The 23,651-nt window shown below is 25.2% G+C and carries 18 protein-coding genes and 1 pseudogene; 15 read left to right on the top strand and 4 right to left on the bottom strand.

All coding sequences use genetic code 11. The annotated features are described in order from the left end of the window. Positions 1-13 precede the first annotated feature (13 nt). The 4 genes from CURT_RS06405 to CURT_RS06390 are packed head-to-tail and all read right to left on the bottom strand — an operon-like array spanning position 14 to position 7,820. Positions 14-463: a calcium-binding protein gene (locus CURT_RS06405; RefSeq protein ID WP_026320365.1), complete on the bottom strand. Its 450-nt coding sequence runs from the start codon at positions 461-463 to the stop codon at positions 14-16. After that, positions 438-3,608 carry a calcium-binding protein gene (locus CURT_RS09545; RefSeq protein ID WP_115651844.1) on the bottom strand — a complete coding sequence of 1,057 codons (3,171 nt, stop codon included), beginning with the start codon at positions 3,606-3,608 and terminating at the stop codon, positions 438-440. Before CURT_RS09545 ends, CURT_RS06405 begins: the two co-directional genes overlap by 26 nt. Then, the gene (locus CURT_RS09540; RefSeq protein ID WP_115651845.1) at positions 3,559-6,615 is read right to left on the bottom strand and encodes a calcium-binding protein; all 3,057 of its coding nucleotides are present in this window, start codon (positions 6,613-6,615) and stop codon (positions 3,559-3,561) included. The genes CURT_RS09545 and CURT_RS09540 overlap by 50 nt, the downstream gene beginning before the upstream one ends. 38 nt (positions 6,616-6,653) lie before the next feature. Continuing rightward, positions 6,654-7,820 carry an ankyrin repeat domain-containing protein gene (locus CURT_RS06390; RefSeq protein ID WP_115651846.1) on the bottom strand — a complete coding sequence of 389 codons (1,167 nt, stop codon included), beginning with the start codon at positions 7,818-7,820 and terminating at the stop codon, positions 6,654-6,656. Positions 7,821-8,133: 313 nt separating this feature from the next. Between CURT_RS06390 and CURT_RS06385 the strand changes: the two genes are divergently transcribed. From CURT_RS06385 to CURT_RS09485, 15 genes and pseudogenes are all read left to right on the top strand, one after another. Further along, positions 8,134-9,648, top strand: coding sequence for a TolC family protein (locus CURT_RS06385; protein ID WP_172539781.1), 1,515 nt, complete (start codon positions 8,134-8,136; stop codon positions 9,646-9,648). Between the two features lie 291 nt (positions 9,649-9,939). Continuing rightward, positions 9,940-10,499: pseudogene (locus CURT_RS06380) on the top strand (IS1595 family transposase). A gap of 369 nt (positions 10,500-10,868) precedes the next feature. After that, a complete protein-coding gene (locus CURT_RS06375; protein ID WP_143297694.1) occupies positions 10,869-12,182 on the top strand; it encodes a YobI family P-loop NTPase in 1,314 nt (437 codons plus the stop codon). A 61-nt stretch (positions 12,183-12,243) separates the two neighbouring features. Continuing rightward, on the top strand, positions 12,244-13,266 hold the full coding sequence (locus CURT_RS06370; RefSeq protein WP_018713961.1) for an IS1595 family transposase: 1,023 nt from the start codon (positions 12,244-12,246) through the stop codon (positions 13,264-13,266). Between the two features lie 11 nt (positions 13,267-13,277). Next, complete coding sequence (locus tag CURT_RS06365) at positions 13,278-14,102, top strand: hypothetical protein (RefSeq protein WP_018713960.1); 825 nt, start codon at positions 13,278-13,280, stop codon at positions 14,100-14,102. After that, entirely contained in the window at positions 14,102-15,184 is a 1,083-nt protein-coding gene (locus CURT_RS06360) for a site-specific DNA-methyltransferase (RefSeq protein ID WP_115651837.1), read from the top strand. The genes CURT_RS06365 and CURT_RS06360 overlap by 1 nt, the downstream gene beginning before the upstream one ends. Positions 15,185-15,432: 248 nt before the next feature. Then, on the top strand, positions 15,433-17,148 hold the full coding sequence (locus tag CURT_RS06355) for a hypothetical protein (RefSeq protein WP_018713963.1): 1,716 nt from the start codon (positions 15,433-15,435) through the stop codon (positions 17,146-17,148). A gap of 8 nt (positions 17,149-17,156) precedes the next feature. Then, on the top strand, positions 17,157-17,513 hold the full coding sequence (locus CURT_RS06350; RefSeq protein WP_018713964.1) for a hypothetical protein: 357 nt from the start codon (positions 17,157-17,159) through the stop codon (positions 17,511-17,513). Between the two features lie 3 nt (positions 17,514-17,516). Next, a complete protein-coding gene (locus tag CURT_RS09620; protein ID WP_115651889.1) occupies positions 17,517-17,876 on the top strand; it encodes a cysteine peptidase family C39 domain-containing protein in 360 nt (119 codons plus the stop codon). A 26-nt stretch (positions 17,877-17,902) separates the two neighbouring features. Beyond that, the gene (locus CURT_RS06340; RefSeq protein WP_081617957.1) at positions 17,903-18,787 is read left to right on the top strand and encodes a peptidase domain-containing ABC transporter; all 885 of its coding nucleotides are present in this window, start codon (positions 17,903-17,905) and stop codon (positions 18,785-18,787) included. Between the two features lie 101 nt (positions 18,788-18,888). Continuing rightward, entirely contained in the window at positions 18,889-20,214 is a 1,326-nt protein-coding gene (locus CURT_RS09320; protein WP_018713645.1) for a calcium-binding protein, read from the top strand. A 382-nt stretch (positions 20,215-20,596) separates the two neighbouring features. Then, a complete protein-coding gene (locus tag CURT_RS06330) occupies positions 20,597-21,196 on the top strand; it encodes a hypothetical protein (protein ID WP_018713646.1) in 600 nt (199 codons plus the stop codon). Between the two features lie 501 nt (positions 21,197-21,697). Continuing rightward, positions 21,698-22,099, top strand: coding sequence for a hypothetical protein (locus tag CURT_RS06325; RefSeq protein WP_176324084.1), 402 nt, complete (start codon positions 21,698-21,700; stop codon positions 22,097-22,099). A 28-nt stretch (positions 22,100-22,127) separates the two neighbouring features. Beyond that, positions 22,128-22,586: a hypothetical protein gene (locus CURT_RS06320; protein WP_217907048.1), complete on the top strand. Its 459-nt coding sequence runs from the start codon at positions 22,128-22,130 to the stop codon at positions 22,584-22,586. A 152-nt stretch (positions 22,587-22,738) separates the two neighbouring features. Beyond that, positions 22,739-23,566, top strand: a complete 828-nt coding sequence (locus tag CURT_RS09485) for a hypothetical protein (RefSeq protein WP_018713650.1) — start codon at positions 22,739-22,741, stop codon at positions 23,564-23,566. Positions 23,567-23,651 lie beyond the last annotated feature (85 nt).

Raw genomic sequence — 23,651 nt, 5'->3', positions numbered from 1 at the left:
TTTTTTTAATAGCTTATCCATTAAAAAAGTCTTTAACTGTGACAGAGTTTTCATCATCCATAGTTATATATAAGTTATTGCCATCTTGTGAAAAAGTTAAATCATTTAAAGTAATGCCATCTATAAATTTAATAGTATCTGTGCTATCTAAGTTAGGATTGTAATTTATAATGGTATCATTGCCAAATCCTCTTTCAAATACATAAGTATCATTACCACTTCCACCATTTAAAATGTCATTGCCCCTGCCGCCATTTATAATATCATTTCCACTATTTGTAGTAATAGTGTCATTACCATTTCCACCATTAACTACATAATCATCACTTGTTACAACACTTATCTTATCTCCATCATTAGAGATACTTTTTAGTGCAAGGTCATTGATATCTTTTAAATTTAAAATTTCATTATTAAATTTGATTAAAGATATAGCATTAACTGCTCTTTTTTTTATAGTCAAGTTTGTAAAAATCTTTTATAGTTAGAGAGTCTTTTATAGTGGCATCTTTAAAGCTAATAACTAAGTTAGAATCTATTTGCTTAAAAGTTAATTCATCTTTATTAATACCTTTAAACTCTACTGTATCAGTATAAAGATCTGGGTTATAGTTTATAATGGTATCATTGCCAAATCCTCTTTCAAATATATAAGTATCATTACCACTTCCACCATTTAAAGTATCATTACCTTTGCCACCTATTAGTATGTCATCTCCACTTCCACTACTTATAATGTCATTACCATTTCCACCATCTATATAATCATCCCCACCATTAGTAGTTATTACATCATCTCCACCCTTAGCATTTATAGCAAAGTTTTTACTACTAATAGTACTTATTTCATCATTTTTATCTGAACTATTTGATATTAAGAGTTTATCAATATCTTCTATACTTAAAGTAGTTTTATTAGCAAATTTAATAGTATTTATAGCATTTACTGGTTCTTTGTTATAATTAAGTAAGAAATAATCTTTTACTCTTATAGAGTTGAGTTCATCTTTAACTATAAGAAGATCGTTTTTATCTTTAGAGAAATTTAAACTCTCTTTAGTTATATTTTTACTAGTAAATTCTATTGTATCTATATCTTTTAAAGTAGGGTTATAATTTATTATCGTATCATTTCCAAAGTTATCATCAAATTTATATGTATCACTTCCAAGTCCTCCTGTTAAAGTATCATTTCCACTTCCACCTATTATTGTATCATTACCACTACTTGCAGTAATAATATCATCTCCACCTTTACCATCAATTATGTAGCTATTATCATCAATTACATTTATATTATTAGAGCTATCATCAGTAGAAAGAATTACTTTATTCATAATATCACTTAAACTCATATAGCTTTTATCAAACTCTATATTTGTTATCATATAGTTTTTATCTTTAAAGAAGTTGCTTATAGTAATAGTATCTTTTATATTTTTATCCTTAAAGCTTATAACTAAATTTCCATCAATACTTTTAAAGTTAAGTTCATCTTGACTTATACCATCAATAAATTTAATAGTATCTGTTTCATTATCTGGATTAAAGTTTAAGATTACATCATTTCCAAAGCCTCTACCAAATACATAAGTATCATTTCCCATGCCACCTTGTAAAGTGTCATTACCACTTCCACCTATTAGGGTGTCATCGCCACTATCACCACTTAAAAAGTCATTACCATCATCACCATAAATGATATCATTTCCTGCGCCACCATATATGGTATCATTACCACCAAGAGCGTTAAATTCATCATTTGAACTAGTTAAGTAATATCCATCATCACCATTTGTTGCTATGGTTTTTATTTTTATCATATCTTTTGATGTAAGCTTAGTGCCATCACTAAATATAATGTTTTCTATAGCACCATTTCCTAACTCACCATCAACATCAAAGTAGTTTTTAACTACTATCTTATCATTGCCATAAGTTATTATAAGATTAGAAAGTTCTTTTTGAAATATAGTATCACTAAATTTAATGTCTTTATCTATAAATTGTATAGTATCATTTCCACTTGTATCGTGTATAATATCACTTCCAAACTCTTTTTCAAACTCATATACATCATCACCATCCTCGCCGTATAGTGTATCATCACCTTTCATACCGTGTAAAATATTATTACTAGAATCACCTTGAAGTGTGTCGTTTAGATCAGATCCTTTTATGTATGAACTAAGTATTAATGAAGATAGATAGTTATCTCCAAGAGATATAACTCTAAGAGAATTATTTAAATCGTTTATGAGTTTTGGTTTGTATGAACCAGCAAGTCTTACTAAACCAACAAGATGCTTTATCTCTTCATAGTTTTTATTTTTATATAATTCTAATACTTTATCTTTTAGTGGATCAAAGTTATATCTAGGTTCGTTATCTTCACCAATGTTTAAATACATCCACTCAAGATCTAAACCCATATCTTTATATACTGTACCAAGCTCTAATTTAGCATATACATAGTTTTTAAATTTTGTAACTCTAGCTTGTATCATAGCCGAAGCATTAGGTCTAGGTGTAGTTTCATATCCACCTTGTCTAAAAGGTCTATTTGTAAGTTTTTCATATATTAAGAAATCTCTTTGTGTTAAAGAGTAGCTTTTTATTTCATCTTTATCTACACTTGATACTCCTGCCCACTCATAAACTATATCATAAGCTAAGAGCTTTTTTTTATCAGGAGTTAGAGTATTTGAAGTTTCATATTTTTTAATTAAATTTAGTAAATTTTCATTATTAGAACTAGCCTTTCTTAAAGAGCTAAATCCACCTCTAGCTTCTATTTGTGGCAAGGAGTTTATCTCATCGCTAAAGGTTATATCTTTTTCTACAACTTTAGATGGATCTACTTTAAACCATACATCATTAGCTATTGTAGTTGTGCCATCTTTAAAGAAAACTTTTGAGCTTTGTTTTATAGTGTTACCATTTTCTATAGTGTTAGTGTTTTTATAATCTAATGATATGGCAGCTATATTACTATTTTTTAGATATGATAACTCATCGCTTTGACTTAAACCATCTTTATTTATATCATTCCAAAGAAGCAGTTTATCAAATACCTTATCTTGCATATTTATAATGCCATCACCATTATCATCATATAGTTTTAGTGCTTCAAATCCATTTGTTCTACCACTTGGTATATATGGATAACTTGTATCTGTTATAGTATGATTTCCAAATAACTCTGCGCCATTGTCTATTAAACCATTATTATTTTTATCAAGAGCTAAGAAACTATCACCACTATCTATCCAAGCAGTTTTTTCTCTTAAAGAGTCATTGTTATGATCAAAGTGTGTTAAGCTATCAATAGCAGATGAAGTAATGGAGTTTTTATTCATATCTATGATAATAGGCGATACTTCATCTTCAGGATCTTTGTCATTGTCATCATCATAGATGGTAAGTCTTTTTTCATTTGAACCAAGAACTGTGGTATTAGAACTCCAATTAGTTATTCTAACTTTAAACTTGCTATCATCTTCTACTATCTCATCATCATCCCAAGATGATAGTTTTACTTCTGTTTTATTATTTGAACTAGTTAGATAGTGTCCTGTACCACCACTTGTAAAATATATATTCACCATATCTTAAAGGTCTGCTTGTAGTTATAACTCCCCAAATGCTTTCAGCACCTTCAGTAGTATTATTAGCATCTAATATTAATTTAACAGGGGTATCATCATCATTTATAGTAAGCTTTCCACTATCTACGCTATCAACTACTACACCTTTACTATCAGAATTAAATGGAGATAAGTTTATAATATCTTTTCCATCAGGGTCTCCGTGATATTTATCAGTATAAAAATCATCTTTCCAATGATATGTGTAACTATCTTCTAGTTTATCATTTCTAAATTTTAAAGTTTTATGAGTAAATATATATCCACTTCCGGTGTAGGCTTTAAGATCTAAGTAATTACATTTAAATATATTTCCCTCTACTCTTACTTTTATTACTTTTTTCTCATCTGCTTCTTTGGCTTGTGCATCTTCCACTATAACTTTTACTTTGTTTGTTAAATGAATATTAAGAGATGCTTTATGTGGGTTATAATTATTTATAATTATACTATCGCCATTACTGTCATCAACAACTTTTAGAGTTGAGCCATTTAGGGTGTATGTATATCCACCACCTTTAAATACATTGCTATTAGGCTTGGTTTCAACCCCACCACTTAATGAGTAAGAGTGATTGAACCATACTCTTCCGCTACCATCACTATCTTCTATAGTATCGCCATTACCAACATGATATTCATCATACCCGCCACTATCTTTTATAGTATCAGCATCATCGTCTTTGCCATGATTAGTGTATATTATATCATTGCCGCCACCTGAGGTTATGGTGTCGTTGCCTGCTCCGGAATTTATGGTATCATTACCATCCCCAGTTGTTATTCTATCTTTGCCTTTGCCTGAGTTTATAATATTATTACCACTCATATCTATTATTTCATTATCGCCATCATAAGCATATATCGTGTCATTACCTTCACCACCATCTATAGTGTCATTTCCTGCACCGCCGTGAATAATATCATCACCGCCCTCACCATAAATTGTGTTGTTGTCATCAGAGGTATCTGTTTGAGTATATGAAGAATTATCATCTGCTGCATATATGGTATCATCTCCATCTCCACCGTAAATGATATCGCTTCCACTTCCTGCATATATGGTGTCATTATCACCACCACCATATATATGATCATCTCCACCATAAGTATAAATAGTATCACCGTTAGAATTTAAAAGCAAAGAGTTACCGCCAGTAGAAATATCATATTCTGTATCACCATATACTTTATCAGCACCATTACTTCCGTGTATAGTATCCCTGCCTTTTCCGCCAATTAGAATATGCTGCTCTTTATTTGTTTGGGCATTATCTATATTTACACTATCTTCTGCGTATATAGTATCGTTTCCTTTGCCGCCATCTATGGTATCAATTCCCGCACCACCATATATGATATCATCACCATCGCCACCATTTAAAATATCATCACCATCTTTGCCATAAATAGTGTCATCACCATCACCGGCATTTACCTTATCTATTCCTTTAGAGCCATATATTGTATCATCACCTGCACCTGAATTTACTGTGTTAATAGTGTTTTTATCTTCATTGTCAAACCTATCATCAATATCTGCATTGGTGTATATTGTGTCATTGCCACTGCCTGTGGTTATGGTGTCTGAGCCTAGACCCAGTTCGGCATAGACATCACCGGCATATTCTGTTAAATTTATAGTATCTGGGTTTGAGTATCCAAATATATCATATTTACCAGAAGCACTGCTAGAATATTTACCATCTACAAATACTATCTTTTTAGCTGGTGCAAAAGTTCCATTTGTATTCCATAAGAAAGTATTCGTTTTTGTATCAGTATAAGTATTATATCTTTTGTCTTTTTTTGTATGTGAAATTTCAGCTATTTTATCCCTTATAACAGCTTTAAAAAACTCTAATCTACTATCTTTATGTTTGTTGGAATATATATTCAGGTCGTCATATTCACTAACACTAGAAAATCCACCATATAAAGCATATCCTTTAAGTTCTTTTAGGCAGTATTTAGCGGAGTATTTTATAGCCTTTAATTTATCAGATATCGGATCAATTCTTAAGTCATCGTATATATTGCTTGCGCCTGCACCGTAATTTGCATAATAATTAACTATTAATTTTTGAGGTGTGCCGTCTTTTGCTATATGAACTATATCTCCATTTTTATCATTTATATAGCTTATTCTTTTTAATACTGAAATTATTTTACTTTCATCGCGACCTTGTCTGAATTCAAAAGTATTAAGTTCGCCATCATCTTTATTTTTATATTTTTTATGATATATAAGTTCAACAGGTGCCTCATCTCTAGTAAATATAACTCTATCAAGAGTTCGCATATCTGCACTTATTTTATCCCAAGCACTGCCTAAAGCTTTATCAAAAATAGGATTAGCTTTATAAAGTATATACTTTCTTTCTTGAGTTGTGTTTGAGTTTATGTCTTTATAATCTATCGTTATTCTATGGTTTTCTAAAAAGATTTGGCTAATATCAAATCTATTAAGGTTAATATCTGCGACTTCTTCAATCGCATCTTTTACACCCATAGCATAATCTCCTATTTTGTCTAAAAATTTTAAAATTTTAAGCCTACTAACTAAAGATAAAATATCTCCACCTATAGATTTAGCAATAAATAGCAAATCGTTTTTGTTAGGAATATCAATATATAAATTTTTATTTCCATCATCTATACTTGAACCAGTTGTATCAACTGGTAGGTTTTTATATTCAACAATATTATTAACCGAATCAAAAATAAAAAGAGTAGCTCCACTAAAGATAAAAAAAGCTTTTGCATATTTTATATTTTTTAATTCTTTTTCTGCTTTTTCTATTGTGTCAATATCTTTTGTGCTCAAAACTTCGTCAAGTATAGAAGAGTGCCAATCGCAAATTTTATCTACTATTTTATCATGTTTGCCTAGCATACTATTCTTTAGACTTTTTCTAAACTCAGCCTTTTTTATATCTCTCCATTTTCCTTTATTAAATTTTGCCATTTGTTTTATCCTTTTATATTTGGTTGTATATTACTTTTTTAATTACCAGATTTATTTTGATTTTTATCAAGATAAATCACCTTGCTTTTATCATCTTTATTTGCCATTAAAAATCCATAAAGCTCATAATTTTTATTATAATTATTTTTCCAGCTTATATATGACTTTGTATTCAAAAAATTGGAATTAGGTTTATTGCAATATTTTTCATAAGTTTTTAACGTTCCGTTTAAACTAATTTTTTCTTCCAATATTAAGTTTAAATCACCTTTTAAAAATTTATTTTTTGTAGCTAAAAATATATTATAATCATTATAACACTCATCATACACCTTTTTCATAAGTTCTTTTGAAGGTTGTCCTGAGACATTGTGTTCAAGTAGAAGATTTAGCATAGGTTCGTAGTTTTCATATTTTGATATATTATCATAGCAATCAGCTCCATATTTATTTGAATTTGATTTGCATTTTGTAGGAATATATCCGCTTTCTAATATAACTTTTGCGGTATCATATAGATTAGATCTAACCACATATAAAAACGGATCCAAACCATCACCATATCTTCCCTCACCACATTTAAACAAAGTTAACTCCTTGCTATATATCATTTCAATATCATCACCGTTTATTATGATTTTATCAAGCTGCCTGTAAAAGTTGGTTTTACTGCCATACATTTGTACCACAGGAGTTTCTTCTACGGTTAAATTATTATCAAGCAGTATTTTTACAGTGTTGGCTGAGTTTATGCTTATAGCATAAGCTAGAGCATTTAGTTCATATCTGTCTTTTTTATGAACATCAGCTCCAAGTTTAATTAACTCTTTTGTAGTATTTGTATCATTATAAAAACTTGAATACATTAAAGGAGTTCTTTTATCAAGCATTGTTACATCTGCTGAGAGATTATTGTCTTTTATGAAATTCAATACTTTATTTGTATCTTTATCCATTAAAGCTTTTCTTAAAGGTATAAGAGTGGAGTTTGTCTCTTCATCACAGTGAATATCGGAATATCTAAAACTAAAACTATCAACTTCTTCTTGCGTAACATACTTTGAAATTTCAGAACCTGGTTTTATAACTGTATCAGCTGTGACTGTAAAATGAGAATTTCCAGAGAGTTTAAATTTATTATAAACTATAAAAGCAACTAAAATTAAAGTTATAATTATAAATGAATTTAAAAATTTATTTTTCAAATTTAGCCTTTTAATGTAATGAAGAAATTATATAACTTTATTTCTTAAATTTGAATGATATTTTAGTTATATTTATAATAGTTTTCAATTATATGTTTTTTGTTTACTTAAAATTATCAGAGAATCATCTTTAAATTAATAATTTTATCTGCAATTTACTCCCCCCTTATTTAACCTATAATTCTCTTTTAAATATTAAACCCAAATAAATATCTTTTATTTTAATAATATAATTTATTTTTTATCTATATTTAATATGAACTTATATAAAATAAATTCTTTATTTTTAAAAAGGTTTGTAATGCGTTTATTGATGTGTATTTTTTTATTTGCTGTATTTGTCTTTAGCAAAGAAGAAATAAAAAAAGATAAGTTATTTAATAGCTATTTGGGAATTGATAATTTATATGTAAATAAAGAAATATCAAACAATAAAAACATTTTAAATAAAACTGATATAAATACTACAATCAATAATCTTAATTACAAAAACTCATTTATCTTAAATAATAAATTTATCAACAATACAAAATTTGATAAATTTATAGATGACAATAAATATAGCTCATCAAACAAATTTAAAAGTAGTTATAGCTTTAATGAGCTATTAAACTATACTTTAATTAACTCTCCTACTTTAAATTTAGCCAAGCAAGATATTATGAGTGCTATTAATGAGTATGATTACTCAAAAGCTAGTTATTACCCTGAAATTGGAATAAGTGCAAATAGTGAGTATTCAAAAAGATTTAATGATGGATATAGCTCTTTATATGTTGGTAAAGATAATCTTGTCTCAAACACATCTTATTCTAACTCTGTCTCATTTGTGATAAATTATGATTTATATACTTTTAAAAAAGATAGTTTTAAAGTAAAAGCAGCAAAAGAAAATATTTATGCAAGTAAATATAAAAGGTGTATGAGTAACTATGAGGTTTCATTAAAATTATTAGATAATTACTATGAAGCTTTAAGATATAAAAATCAAATAAGATATTATGAGATATTAAAGCTTATTTATCAAAAGCTTTATACTTATCAAAAAAGATTATCTAGTGTTGGAGAGATTGATAAATTAGCTCTTGGAGAAAGTGCAATTATTTTAGCAGATACAGATTATGAATTATCTAGTATTAGATTAAATGCAAATAATTCACTAAATACAATTAATCAAATAGTTGGATCTAAAATAGATGATATCTCTAAATTAGAAGATTTCAATGTTTTTAATAAAGAGTTTAGATTTATTAAATTTGAAGATACTTTTATAGCAAAAGAATTTGATTATGAGTTAAAAACAAATGAGTATGAGTTAAAGTCTGAACAAAGATCTTACTATCCAACTATTTCTTTATATGCAAAGTATGATTTATACGGAAATGACAGAGATGATTATTTTGATTCTACAAAAGATTTAAAAAGACATGGATATAGAGTTGGATTATCACTTTATTTAAGTTTATTTGATGGTGGAAAGAAAAAAGCTAGAATAAAAGATAAAGAGATAAATAAAGAAAAGATTTTACTTAGAAAAGAAGAAGCAAGATTAAAGTATGAAAAAGATATAGCTGATTTAGAACTATTTTTAAGTAAAGAAGATAGTTTTAATAAAATACTAAAAGAGTTAAAAGAAATTTCAAAAAACTCATATAATATGCAAGAAGCTTTAAATAAAGCAAAAGAAAGTTCAAAAATAGAGGTATTAAACTCATATGTTGTTTTACTTAAAAAAGAGATGAGTTATAAAGAACATCTACTAAAAGCAGGATATTTTATAAATAAAGCAAATATAATGAGTGGGATTAATGAGTGTAAAAGTTGGTGAGGGGGGATAATAAAATAACTAAATTTCTATTTAAAAAGTTTTATCCATGGCAATAATATTTAAAATAAAAATGGACTAATCTTACCATATATTAAATATTATTTTTATCTATTAGTTTTATTTTTATAATGTATTTAGAAATTTTCATATTAATAAATAACTATTTATCTTATAGTATTTAACGTGTTAAAAATTAATTAAATACTATTAAACTAATAATAAAAATAGGCTAAAGACAACTTAAGCTCTAATAAATGAGCTTAAAAATATTATTTAAAAGATAAAAAATAAATATATAATTTTTTAGAGAAGAAATTTAGAGAAATTTTAAAGTATTTTTGCTTAGATATAGAGGCGGTAAAAATAGCTTGAGTTTGCAATATTTTAAGAAATGCAATAAATAAAATTCTAAAATAAATAAAAATTTAAATGATGAATGCATGTAAAAAAATATCTAAATTTAATGGTAAAATACAAATAGATGAAAGTTAACTTGCAACTAAAAGAATAAGAGATAAAGAAGCAGATAATAAAACACCTACATTTTACTTCATATTTTAGGGAATTTTAAGTGACTTAAACATTAGTATAATTTACTAAGATGCTTAGAAAACATTCTAAAAATGAATTTGCAAATGGTTAAAAGCCGTATAAATGAAATTAAAAACTTTTATGGTTATGCTCTAAACATAGATTAAGTAAATTAAAAGACATAAAAAGAGACAATTTTATACTTTATTTAAAAGAGTGTGAGTTTAGACATAATATAAAAAGACAATAAGGATTTATATCAAGCTTTATTAAAACTTATAATAGTAAGTTGTATTAAGTCTAATTTATTCTTAACTTAAAATATCAAATATGTCTAGTGTTATTTTAAAAGTATCAAGACTGATTGAGCTTATATGCCCAAAATTCTTTTAAATATCATTGTTTAAAAAAATAACTTAAATTTTTAAATATTATAATAAAACAGTCTATACTTATGAAAACAAAAAAATAACTAAGTAAAAGCTTCAAAAAGTGTATAATGCATAATTTATTAAGCAGAAAGATCGTGATTCTAATATGAATTGTTTAAAGATATATGATTTTATGGGTGTTTTACTTGTATTGGAAATAAAATTATGAAACAAAAAATATTAAAAATATTTACAGCAATATTACTTTACTTAATTCGGACAATTAATAAAATTTATTTAAAATTATCTAATAAATATATGTTAAATGAAGCAAAATATCAATTTTTAATTCCAAATGACGAGGCAGAAGATATTGAAGAATATAGTCAAGCACTAAAAAATGCATTTGATAACAATAATGTAAAAAATATTGCAATTTCTGGTATTTATGGCTCAGGAAAGAGTAGTTTCATAAAAACATTTGAAAAAAATAATATCCAGTACAAATTTTTAGATATATCTCTTGCAACATTTACATCTAGAGATGCAAAAGAAAATAATCAAGAAGTAGATTTATCATTGATTGAAAAAAGTATTTTAGAACAAATTTTTTATAAAGTAAAAAATAAAACTATTCCACAATCACGACTTAAAAAAATTAATAGATTACAATGGCTTTGGTTAAAAGCTATTTGTATTGTAGTGTTTATTTTGGCTTATCTTATTGTTTTTAATCAAAAAACAATAGAGCATATTTTACGAGCTTGTGAATTTTTATTAAAAATCCATAATGAAAATATTACTATAAAAATATCAGTAGTTGTTTTACTTGTTGGATTATTTTTTATTATCAAAAAAATATTAATTTCACTTAGCAATATGAATATAGAAAAATTAAATTTACAAAATTTAGAATTAGTTGCAAACAATGAAAGTGCTTCTTTGTTAAATAGATATTTAGATGAAATACTATACTTTTTTGAAAGAACAAATTATGATGCAGTTGTATTTCAAGATTTGGATAGATTTAATAATTTAGAAATCTTTACAAAATTAAGAGAGCTAAATAGTTTTATAAATAATTCTGAACAAGTAAATAAAAAAATAGTTTTTATTTATGCCATAAAAGATGAAATGTTTAAAAATGCAAATGAGCGAACTAAATTTTTTGATTTTATAATTCCTATTATCCCTTATATAAATGCAACAAATTCCAAAGATATGTTTTTCAAATATTTTCATGATTCAATTGAAAAGAAATTTATTTATGATATATCCCTTTTTATTTACGATATGAGATTGGTAAAAAATGTATATAATGAATGTTTAATTTATAGCAAAAAACTTGACAAAAAACTTGATGAAAAACTTTATAAAACTAAACTATTGGCAATGATAATATATAAAAATTTTGAACCTAATGATTTTGAAAACTTACATAAATCAAAAGGTTTGGTTTATAACATTTTTTATGAAGAAAAAGCAAAATACTTAGAAACACATATTAATAAACTTAATGAGGAAATATTAAAAATCAAAGAAGACATTAAAAAAATTGAAAATGAAAACCTTAATGACATAAAAGACTTAAGAAGATTATATATTTTAGGCTCTGTTAAAATATTTTATTGATTTTTAAGCTAATTTATATTATAATTTCCTATATAAAATAACGATAGTAAGGAGGTTTGCGATGAAAAATAAGACAACAGAGTTAGATATAATTTTACAGCTTTTTAACTCTCTTTCAAATGATGATAAAAAATCATTCATAAAAGAGATAAAAAATAAAGAAACTTCTAACAAAGTATCTATCAAAAAAGAGATTAAATATTGTCCTCATTGTAAATCTACTAAATTTGTTAAAAATGGAAAAAGTAGCAATACTCAAAGATTTTTATGTAGAGATTGTAATAAAACATTTACTACTACAAATAATACGATATTTTTTAGTGTTAAAAAAGATATAAAAACCTGGAAATTATATATTCATTGTATGATAGAAAAATATTCACTTAGAAAAACAGCTAAGATTTGTAATATTTCACTACCTACTGCATTTGCTTGGAGACATAAAATTTTAGATGCTTTGCAAATTATGATGAGTGAAGTTGAATTAAATGGAATAGTTGAAGCTGATGAAACTTTTATACCGCTATCTTTTAAAGGTAATCATAAAAATTTTAAATTGCCACGCTTAGCAAAGAAAAGAGGAACACCTGCTACTAAGCGTGGATTAAGTAGAGAGCAGGTCTGTGTAAGTTGTGGAATAAATTTAAATTGTTTATCTATTGCAAAAGTATCAAATCTTGGCAAACCTAAATTAAAAGATTTAGAAAAGGTTTTAAATGGTAAAATTATAAAAGATAGTATGTTTGTAACTGATAGTTTTAGAGCTTATTTAAAACTTGCAAAAGATATGGAGTTAAGTCATATTAGAATACCAAGAAACAAATATAAAGCTGGAACATTTAATATTCAAACTATAAATAGTTATCATAGTAGATTGAAAGCAATGATAACTTATAATTTTAAAGGTGTTTCAACTAAATATCTTAATAACTATCTTGTTTATCATAATTTTGTAAATTTTGCAAAAGACAATAAAAATGACAAAGAGATAATTCTATTTGATTTTATACAAGAGAATGATTGTATAAGTAAATCTATTAACATCGCTAATAGACCAAATATACCATTGCCAGATGTGGCTTAGAAAGGGAAACAATGACACTATGGACACAAAACAGCTTAGAGCTTGCAAATAATTATGATTATTTAGACAGATTATATTCTGTTTATCCTGTAATATCTAATATAAGAAGAAATTTAGATCAAGAAACTATTAATGAATTATCATCCATGCTTACAAGTCCGCCAAATTTTGAACGAGGTAATTTATTAAGATTATTATTAAATTTAGATATTTTTCCTATTAAAGATTCTTATGTTGCATATCTTAGACGAGATAGAAGTGCAATTGATCGCAATCCAAATACTGTATGTAGAATTGAAAATATAATTGTAAATATGGGGCTTACAAATGTTTTGAATGAGATTACTAGACCTATTGAAGCAAATAGACAAATGGGTCAACATTTTAAAAATTGGGTAAATTCTACTAATTTTAATTTTGATAAAACAGATAATATAGATGTCTTTTTAAATACAGATACGCTAATGGTTTTTATTGGCAATGATAATATTATGTTAAATTTAGCAAAAGATATTTTTGGATACACAGGGAATAAAGGAATTGATTTTATTGCAAAAAGAGGTGAAAATGTAGCAATAGGAGAAGCTAAATTTCTTACAGATTTTGGTGGTCATCAAAATGCACAACTAAACGATGCTAAAAATATTTTACTAGATGGTTCTTTTACGCCTTGCGATTATCAAATTTTTCCTATTGCAATATTAGATGGTGTATTATATATTCAAAATACAGCCACTAGAATGACTAAAAATCATATGTCTGAGTTTGTTAATAATTCAACTAATGAACTTATAATGTCTGCATTATTGCTAAGTAGTTTTGTGGTTACGTTATAATGTCTATATCTTTAAATTATGATATAAAAAAGACTGAAATTGAAATTTTAGAAAAAATAAATAGATGTTCATCAGATAAATTAAATGTTATATATTCAGATCAAAAAACTAAACTTATATATCAAGATAATTTTCAAGCAATGTCTATTTTATTAAAAACATATAATAATAAAATAGATTTAGTTTATATAGATCCCCCTTTTAATACAGGTCAGGATTTTTTTTATTCAAATTCTAGAACATCTTCAATATCTAATTCAGAAACAGATAAATTAGCATATAGTGATATTTTTGAATTAGATGATTATCTAGAATTTATTAGAGAAAGACTTTTTTTGATTCATAAATTATTAAGCGATAAAGGAACTTTATATTTACATATTGATATAAAAATGGGACATTATATTAAAATTATATTAGATGAAATATTTGGAAAAGATAATTTTTTGAATGAAATTACTCGTATAAAATCAAATCCTAAAAACTTTAAAAGAAAAGCATATGGAAATATAAAAGATACAATTTATGTCTATGCTAAAAAAAAATGTATGCAAATTTTTAATGACATATCTATAAAACTTAGCGATGAAGAGCTTTTAAAAAAATTTCCTAAAATAGACAAAAATGGCGAAAGATATACTACTGTTCCTTGCCATGCACCAGGTGAAACACTAAATGGAAACACTGGAAAAAAATGGCGTGGCTTATTACCGCCAAAAGGAAGACACTGGAGAAGCTCTCCTGATGAATTAGAAATGTTAGATAAAACAGGTTTAATAGAATGGTCAAAAACAAACAACCCTCGCATTAAAAAATATGCAAAAGATCACAAAGGAAAAAAAATACAAGATATTTGGGGTAATTTTAAAGATCCACAATATCCAAAATACCCAACTGAAAAAAATTTAGAAATGTTAGAGCTTATTGTAAAGCAATCGTCTAATGAGAATTCTATTATAATGGATTGTTTTTGTGGTAGTGGCTCCTTTTTAATTGCAGGTTTAAAAAATAATCGTAATGTTATCGGAATAGATATAAGTGAGCAAAGTATGAAAATTTCAAAGCAAAATATTATAAAATAAAAATTTAATTTTTTAATAAAATCAATAAAATATTTTAACAGAGCCATATTTTAAAAATTATTGAAAAATCAAATCAAACATTTAATAAAATAATTTATGTTAAAAATAAAAATTCTTATATAGATTATTTTAACATAGAAGACAGTCTACAGGATAAAAATTTTAAGCTACTCATTGAATCCGTTGGTATATCAACTAGTAATTACCACAATTATTCAGATATTAAATTTGAAGACCTAGAAAAAGATTTGGGTAGTTATAAAGATAGAGAAGAAATCATTATTGATAAAGCCCGTAATGGAAAAAATACTTTTTTAAAAAATATTAAAAAATTAGAGGATAAAAAAGGACAATTAAAGAGTATGACTATCAAAGAACTTTTTGAAAATTTTTCAGATATTAATATTTTTGAAAATATTAATTTTGAAAACGATAAACTTATGAAATATTTACTGTCTTATGGATATATTGGTGAAGATTATGAAAATTACATATCAAATTTCTTTGGTGTTAGTATTACAAAAGAAGAGCGAGATTTTTTACTAAATATAAAAAATAGTGGCAAAGCTTTGGATTTTAATTATAAGTTGGAAAATTTAAATGATATTGTAGAGCATAGGTTGCGTTTAGAAGAGTTTAAAAAGGAAAGTATTTTAAATATAAATTTAATTAATTTTTTATTTAAAAACGAAGATAAATATTTTAAAAAAATAGAAGCTGTTTTTCATAAACTCTCAGATGAAAGTAAAATATCACAAGATTTTATATTGTATTGTTTAGATAATTGCAGTCAAAGAGATAAATTCATAAAAAATATTGTTAAATATTATAAAAATATATGGTCGTTTCTTGCAGATAAAAAACCTGATAATCTTAATGTTTATTTTAAATGGATGATATGTTATGCAAATTATGAAGATATTAAAAATTTAAATTATGATAGTTATAGCTTAAATAATTTAACCAGTATGCCTTCTTTTAATGAAGATGAGATAGAAAAAGTCATTAAACTTATAGAAGAAATGAATCTAAAATTTTCACAACTTAATTTGAATAAGAATGATAAAATAGTGGAATTTATTTTTAAAAATTACCATTACGAATTAAATTTAGATATGGTAAATAAGATGATTTTTTATCGATGTGCCTATCGAGGTAAAGTTGATAGAGATTTGGAAAAAGCTCATTTTACAACAATAAATTCCAATAAATTAACTCAAGATAGTGGAATGCTTATTCATTATATTTTGGATAATATTAATGAATATGTTGAAAATGTATTTTTAAAAATAGAGACAAATACCAAAGAATCGGAAGAGACTATCATAAATTTATTAAATAATAAAAATCTTGACATAAATTTAAAAATAAAGATCATTAAAAAAGAAGAGACTAAAATATCAGATATCAATAGTATTGATAAAACACTATGGGAAGATTTATTTAAACTTGATAAAGTCAAAACTAGTTGGGATAATTTATTTAAATATTTTAATGATAAAGATACAAAAAATGAGTTTTTGATAGATTTTCTAAATTTGAAAGAAAATGCAGAAGAAATTTCTAAAGTAAGATGTGGACCAGATTATGAAGAAAAGCATGAATTTTTTACGCAAGATTTATTAATGTTTATTATCGGATCAAATGATTTAGATATTAAATCCTATGAGTATTTAATTAAAAATCTTGGTTGGTGTTATTCAGATTTAGATTTATCAAGGCTTGATGAAGAAAAAATTTCATTACTTATTAGATACAAAATAATCTCATTAGAAAAAGATTATTTTAATTACCTTAAGAAAAACACCAAAAATTTACATATTGCTTTGGTTGAGAAAAATATAGATAAATTGCTAGAAAAATTTGATAGCCTTGATTTTCAAACAGATGATATCACTAAAATTCTTCAAATAAACGACAGCATTTTACCAAAAAAGTTAAAGGAGGATTTGATTGAAAATTAGATTTTAATTTGATTTCAAATGATATTATAGCTAGTTTAGTTTATAAATATATGGATATGGCAAATGAGTGGCCAATTGATAAAATTGAAAAGATTTTTAATTTTTTAGATGATTTGGTATTGAGAATAAATTTAATAATAGAGCAAAACAGCAAATTAAGCGATGAAGAGTTTTTAAAATTTATAGGAAATTTGCCTGAAAAATATTCAAAAATAAAGAATTTAGATGGAACACAAACAGTTTTAGAAAATAACAATTACAATAAAAACCTAATAGACATTTTAAAAGATAGAAAGTTTATTACTAGTTCAAAGAAATTCGGTAAAGACAATATTAGGCTTTATATCAAAGATTATACAAATTAATTTATTTTAGGACTTATCTGTGCAATTAACCAAATTCCCTTTGACCCAAAATCTATAATTAATAAATTTGCACTTACTAAAAATGAGCCAAGTATTGAAGAGTTTGTAAGAATTCTTAAAACTTGTGAGTTTAAAACTAAAATAAAAACATTAAGCTTAGAAAATTTAACTAAATATGAAGCTCCTTTTGTTTTACAAGATAAAAATGGACTTTATTTTACTGTTTTAAAAGTTGTTAAAAAAGATAATAAATCAAATAATAAAAGTGTAAATAGTAAAAATTTAAATGATAATAAGTCAAATAGTAAAAGTTCAAATAATAATAATTCAACCAAGAAAAACTCAAAAAATAAGGAAATTTAAGCGTAGGACAATTAATAGCTTTTCAGATGTTTGCAGGACAGTTTAGCTCCCCAGTTATGAGATTAGTTAGTCTTTGGAATGAGTTTCAACAAGCTTTACTTAGCGTAGATAGATTAGGCGATATTTTAAATACCCCAACAGAACAAATCACAAATAAACCAATAACTTTAAATAATATTCAAGGTGATATAAAATTTGACAATGTCAGTTTTAAATATACACCAAGTTCAAATTTGGTCTTAAAAAATATAAACTTACACATAACTCCAAATAAAAGCATAGGAATAGTTGGAAGAAGTGGAAGTGGAAAAAGCACAATCACAAAGTTAATTGAAAGGCTTTATTTGCAAGATGAAGGTGCAATTTACATTGATGGTATAGATATAAGACATTTAAATCCCTATATTCTTAGACAAAACATAGGAGTGGTTTTACAAGAGAGTTATTTATTTAGTGGAAGTATAAAAGATAATATCTCATTTGCTTCTCCTGGAGCTAGTATGGAAGATATAATAAAAGTTAGCCAAATTGCTGGAGCAAATGAGTTTATAGCTACTTTAGATAAAGGCTATGATACAGCAGTTGGAGAAAGAGGATCATCACTAAGTGGTGGACAAAAACAAAGAATTGCAATAGCAAGAGCCTTAATAAACAACCCTAGAATTTTAATATTTGATGAGGCAACTTCAGCACTTGATTATGAAAGTGAAAGTATAATCACTCAAAATTTATCTCAAATTAAACAAAATAAAACATTTATAATAATAGCTCATAGACTAAGTACAGTTAGAAATTGTGATGAGATTATAGTTATGGATAAAGGTGAGATTAAAGAAAGAGGTACTCATGAAGAGCTTATTAAATTAAATGGATATTATAAGAATTTGTATGATAAACAAAATTTAAAATAATATTTTTTTAAACAATTGTATAAAATTTACTAATAAGCTTTGTATTGTTACATTAAAGTGCTATAATTAAAAAGATTTTACATTCTTATAAGGAGAAAAAAATGGATGCAAAAGAAATTGTTTTAAACTATTATGCAAAAGATGGCGTTGTCATAGACGGGAAGAATAATTATAGCGATTCAGTAAATGTTATAAATGGTAGCTATAAAAAGATAGCAACAAGATCTCTTGATGCAATGAGTGCTGTGACATATTCTGCTAAATCTTTTGACCTAGGTGGCCTTAAAGAAGGAATAGGTATAGCAAATGATTCTTTTAAGCTTTTTAGTGGTATTTTTGGACTTATAGAAGGTATATTTAAAGATCTTCAAAAAACAGCCAAAGAGTGGAACGGTTCTTTAAATGATGCTATTAAAAGGGTTGATGATGCAGTAGCCTCTATGAACACAGCTTTGGAAAAAAATGAAAAGATTAAAGATGGTGATATTATTAATCTTTTTAATGGTTTTTTGGCAATAGCTGGTAACGCGGTTGCTATAACAAATCCTGCACTTGGTATAACAATAGGTCTTGCAAGCACAAGTTTAGCAGGAATTGCTTCTCTTATGCAAAATACTACCATAGCACAAAATATAGTTGATGGTTCACTTACTATATTTAATAATGTGATAAATTCACTTGAATCTCAAGGGGTTGATTTTTCAAATAGTATGATAGTCCCAGAAGAACTTCCTCATACATTGCAAGATTTATGGAAAGAAGTAACAGGTGCTTATAGAGATAAAATGGTAGGAGATAATGAGGATAATGTACTGTTTGGCGGTAGAGGAGATGATGTATTATATGGATATAGTGGTGATGATGTATTAGTTGGTGGAACAGGTCAAGATATTATATTTGGTGGAAAAGGAAATGACTATATATCTGGTGGTCAAGGCTGGGACCGTATTGATGGTGGATTAGGAGATGACTTTATAAATGGTGGAAATGGTAACGATATCCTAAAAGGTGGAATGGGAGATGATACTTATTTCTTTAAAAAAGGCGATGGTATGGACACTATAAGTGATATGCCTGCTGCAAATTTAGCAAATAAAGATGGTGGTTATGACACTATACTATTTGATAAAGATGTTAAAAAAGAAGATATAACATTTTTAAATATAGCTGGAGTATTGTCTATAAAATATGATGAAAAGAACAAAGGTTTAATATCTGCTTTTGGACATTTCTTAGATGATAGAAGATCAATAGAAAAAATAGAGCTTTCTTCAACTGGAGAGTTTATAACAAAAGATCAGATTTCAAAAGTAATACAAGATTTAAATAGTTATGCTAAAGACAATATGATAGTTCTTACTCATGATAATGTTAAAAACAATGCTGAGCTTATGAATATAGTTATGAGCGGCTGGCAAACAGCTTAAATTTTATAGTGGCTATTTATTAGCCACTATAAGTTATTATATTTAAAATATTTAAGTATAAACAAAGTATTTGATGATAATAAAGATGGCATAATAAGCAGTAAAGGTAAATTTATAATAAATTAAAAGTTTGGATTGATAGTAGCTTAGGTGCTTATTGGATAAAGAAAGACTTACTACTTTAAAGTATTTAAGCGCAACATTAATAAATTAAATATTACTACCATAAACTCAAAAGACACTAATATGGATAACTTCATATACTATACTTATACTCAAGATGGTATACTAATAAAAATAGATTAAGCGAAATTTAAATAATAATTCAAGTTTTAAAAAAGCAAAATACATCGTTTTTATTAAAACAGCAAAAGGTTAAAATTTGAGTGATGATAAAAGAGAAAAACTTAGAGAGTATTTAAGAAATAATCGACCTAAGAATAGAACAAATTTGGGAAATAGCTCTAATAATAAAGAAAATTCTAATAAAAATTTAGAAAATGATTTAAATTTGGATAAAAATTTAAATTCTAAAAAAGATGAGAATTTATATAATTCAAATTTAAAAAACAATATAGATGATAATCTAAAATCAGATGAGAACTTAAATTTAAAAAATAATTTATCAAGCTCAAAAGATAATTTAAACAATCAATCAAATTTACAAAACAACACAAGTCAAAATTTTAAAAGCTCTAGCAAAGATTTAAATTGTAACAAAAACAGCAACTCATCAAATTTCATAAATAAAAGAGACTACGATAAAGAGCCTCTGGTTATTAAAGACTTTAGGAAAGAAATTTTATTTTATTGTTTTATACCTGCTATTTTTTATGTGATTTTAAATAAAATACTTTTTGATAAAGGAATTATAACTTTTAGAATTATTAGTGTAAGTCATGATACTTATAGTAGTGATTTCGGATATATTACTACTATTATTTTTATAATTATTGTAGCCTTGTATGTTAAAAAAATATAGCTAAAAATGATATAGAGTTTAAATTTTTTAATTCAAAAATTGCTCTAAACAAGGTTGATTTTATAGATACAAATTTATTAAAAGATACAGACTTCATTATTGATAAGAGAACAAAATTATTTCCTATTTTGCTAATTGTATTATATTTTTTATTTTTAATAGATTTAGATATGGCACATACAATTGGTGGGATAATTATGTTGATTTATTGTCCTTTTATATTGCTATCTATTGTTAGAAATAAATCAATTAAAAATTGTTTTTCTCTTGGATTTTTAATTATAAAAAATAGATATGGTAATGTATATATACCTATATTTTCAAAAAAGAATAAGGATAATTTGAGAAATTATTTTTTGGAAGTTTTAGGCATTGATATAGAGAAAAAAATCAATTATTTGATGATAAAAACATTTTAAACAATGGATAAATTATAAATAGAGAAAGCGTTACTAGAAAAACAGCTTGAAATTTAATTATAAAAACAGCAAAGGCTAAAATTTGAGTGATGATAAAAGAGAAAAATTTAGAGAGTATTTGAGAAATAATAGACCTGAAAATAGAGTAAATTTAGGAAATAGCTCTAATAATAAAGAAAAGAAAAATTTGGAAAAAGAATTAAATTTGTATAATTCAAATTTAAACAATTCTCAAATTTCAAACAATAAAACAAATTCAAATAAACGAGATTATGACAAGAAGCCTTTGGTTCTTAAAGATTACACTATTTCAATTAGAATACACTCTTTTTTAAATATGCTTTTATTTTTTGTTTTAATTTATTATTACGCTTCATGTTTGGAAGATGGTTATGAAAAATTCATAATTTTAAAAATAATGTTAGTTTGTGCAATATTTTTTTTTTTTTTTTTTGATAGATTTATTTTTTATTCTAATTTTTAGTAATGCATTTGTGATGTCGTATAATTCAATGGCACTATTTTATAAAAACAATGAATTAAAAGAGAAATATTCTTTTAGAAAAACTGAAAAATTAGAATTTAACTCTTTTTTATACACAATGAAAATGTATAATTTTTTATATTTACCAATTTTGTTTGTTTTAATGATATTAGGTTTCTTAGATGGTGAAATTAAAGTTGTTTTATTTGCTATAACTGCACCATTTGTATTGGTTTTTCCATTTGTTTATGATGTTTTAATTAGGATGATTATATATAAAAAATCAAATGGAGACATTAAAAATTTTTTTAAATATTATAATAAATTTTATTTAGATGTAGGTTGGAATAGAAGTTATAGAAATATTATTCGTAAAGGGTTTTCTATTTTCTTTTTTAACGAAAAAGACTATAAAGACCTAAAAGAATATATTCAAATAGTTTTTGATAAAAATTTAGATAAAGATATCAAATCAGTTTCAGAATAAGTAAGAAATTATAAATAGAGAAAGCATTGCAAAAAACAGCTTGAAATTTAACTATAAAAACAACAATTTTTTTAAAAAAATATTTAATTTAAGTAAAATTTAAATAGTATTTAAGATTTAGAATATTAAATTAAACAACAAAAGGCTAAAATTTGGATGATGATAAAAGAGAAAAACTTAGAGAATATCTGAGAAATAATAGACCTAAGAATAGAGTGAATTTAGGCAATAGCTCTAATAATAAAGAGAATTCTAATAAAAATTTAGAAAAAGATTTAAATTTGGATAATTCAAATTTAGATAATCCCCAAATTTCAAATAATAAAACAAAATCAAACAAAAGAGATTATGATAAAGAACCTTTAATTGTAAAAAATTACTCACCTTTACTTACTTTTATATTTTGTTTGATATCGTCTATAATTGCCATTTTTGTAATTTTATTATACAAAGATAACTTTTATCACATTGCTATTTTTACTTCTATTACATTATGCAGTTTTTTAAGAATCGTCAACAATAAAAATAATTTTCGTATATTCATAACCAATAGTCAAATAAAATACATTGCAAATAGTAAAACGGAAAAAATGATTTTTGTAAATAATATAAAAAACATTAAATGGTGCATACCTACGGATACACATCTTGTTGAAATAAATAAAGGTGTATCTAAAATTATAATATATGGAGGTATTTTAGTAATGATAGTTTTATTTATATTTAAGACATTTGTAGCACTATTTATTTTGACAATACCAATATATAGCTACTTTATAAATACATCTTTTTATTTCATATTAAATAAAAAATATTCGTTTAAATTTTATACTGGCTTAATAATTTATGGAAAAGATGATGATATGATTGATTTTTTACCAAAAATAAGTGATTACAAAAAAATTAAAAAGTATTTTTTAGCTAAAAAAGGTATAAATTTAGACTTTATAGATACTAAATTTATACCTTTGGAGTTTTAAAACAAGGAGAAAACAATGTCAAATATAAGAATTAATACTGCTTTTAAGAGCTATCTAAGGCACAACAAGAATTAGGCTGCACAGA

The sequence above is a fragment of the Campylobacter ureolyticus genome, from assembly GCF_013372225.1.
Lineage (GTDB): Bacteria > Campylobacterota > Campylobacteria > Campylobacterales > Campylobacteraceae > Campylobacter_B > Campylobacter_B ureolyticus.
The sequence above is the reverse complement of the archived record's forward strand: the minus strand, read 5'-3'. Positions and strand labels throughout refer to the sequence as shown.

Coding starts and splice junctions, on each gene's coding strand:
- CURT_RS06365 (WP_018713960.1), top strand. CDS start 13,278: ATGACACTATGGACACAAAACAGCTTAGAGCTTGCAAATAATTATGAT.
- CURT_RS06320 (WP_217907048.1), top strand. CDS start 22,128: ATGGCACTATTTTATAAAAACAATGAATTAAAAGAGAAATATTCTTTT.
- CURT_RS06360 (WP_115651837.1), top strand. CDS start 14,102: ATGTCTATATCTTTAAATTATGATATAAAAAAGACTGAAATTGAAATT.
- CURT_RS06370 (WP_018713961.1), top strand. CDS start 12,244: ATGAAAAATAAGACAACAGAGTTAGATATAATTTTACAGCTTTTTAAC.
- CURT_RS06375 (WP_143297694.1), top strand. CDS start 10,869: ATGTTAAATGAAGCAAAATATCAATTTTTAATTCCAAATGACGAGGCA.
- CURT_RS09545 (WP_115651844.1), bottom strand. CDS start 3,608: ATGGTGAATATATATTTTACAAGTGGTGGTACAGGACACTATCTAACT.
- CURT_RS06340 (WP_081617957.1), top strand. CDS start 17,903: ATGTTTGCAGGACAGTTTAGCTCCCCAGTTATGAGATTAGTTAGTCTT.
- CURT_RS09540 (WP_115651845.1), bottom strand. CDS start 6,615: ATGGCAAAATTTAATAAAGGAAAATGGAGAGATATAAAAAAGGCTGAG.
- CURT_RS09320 (WP_018713645.1), top strand. CDS start 18,889: ATGGATGCAAAAGAAATTGTTTTAAACTATTATGCAAAAGATGGCGTT.
- CURT_RS06385 (WP_172539781.1), top strand. CDS start 8,134: ATGTGTATTTTTTTATTTGCTGTATTTGTCTTTAGCAAAGAAGAAATA.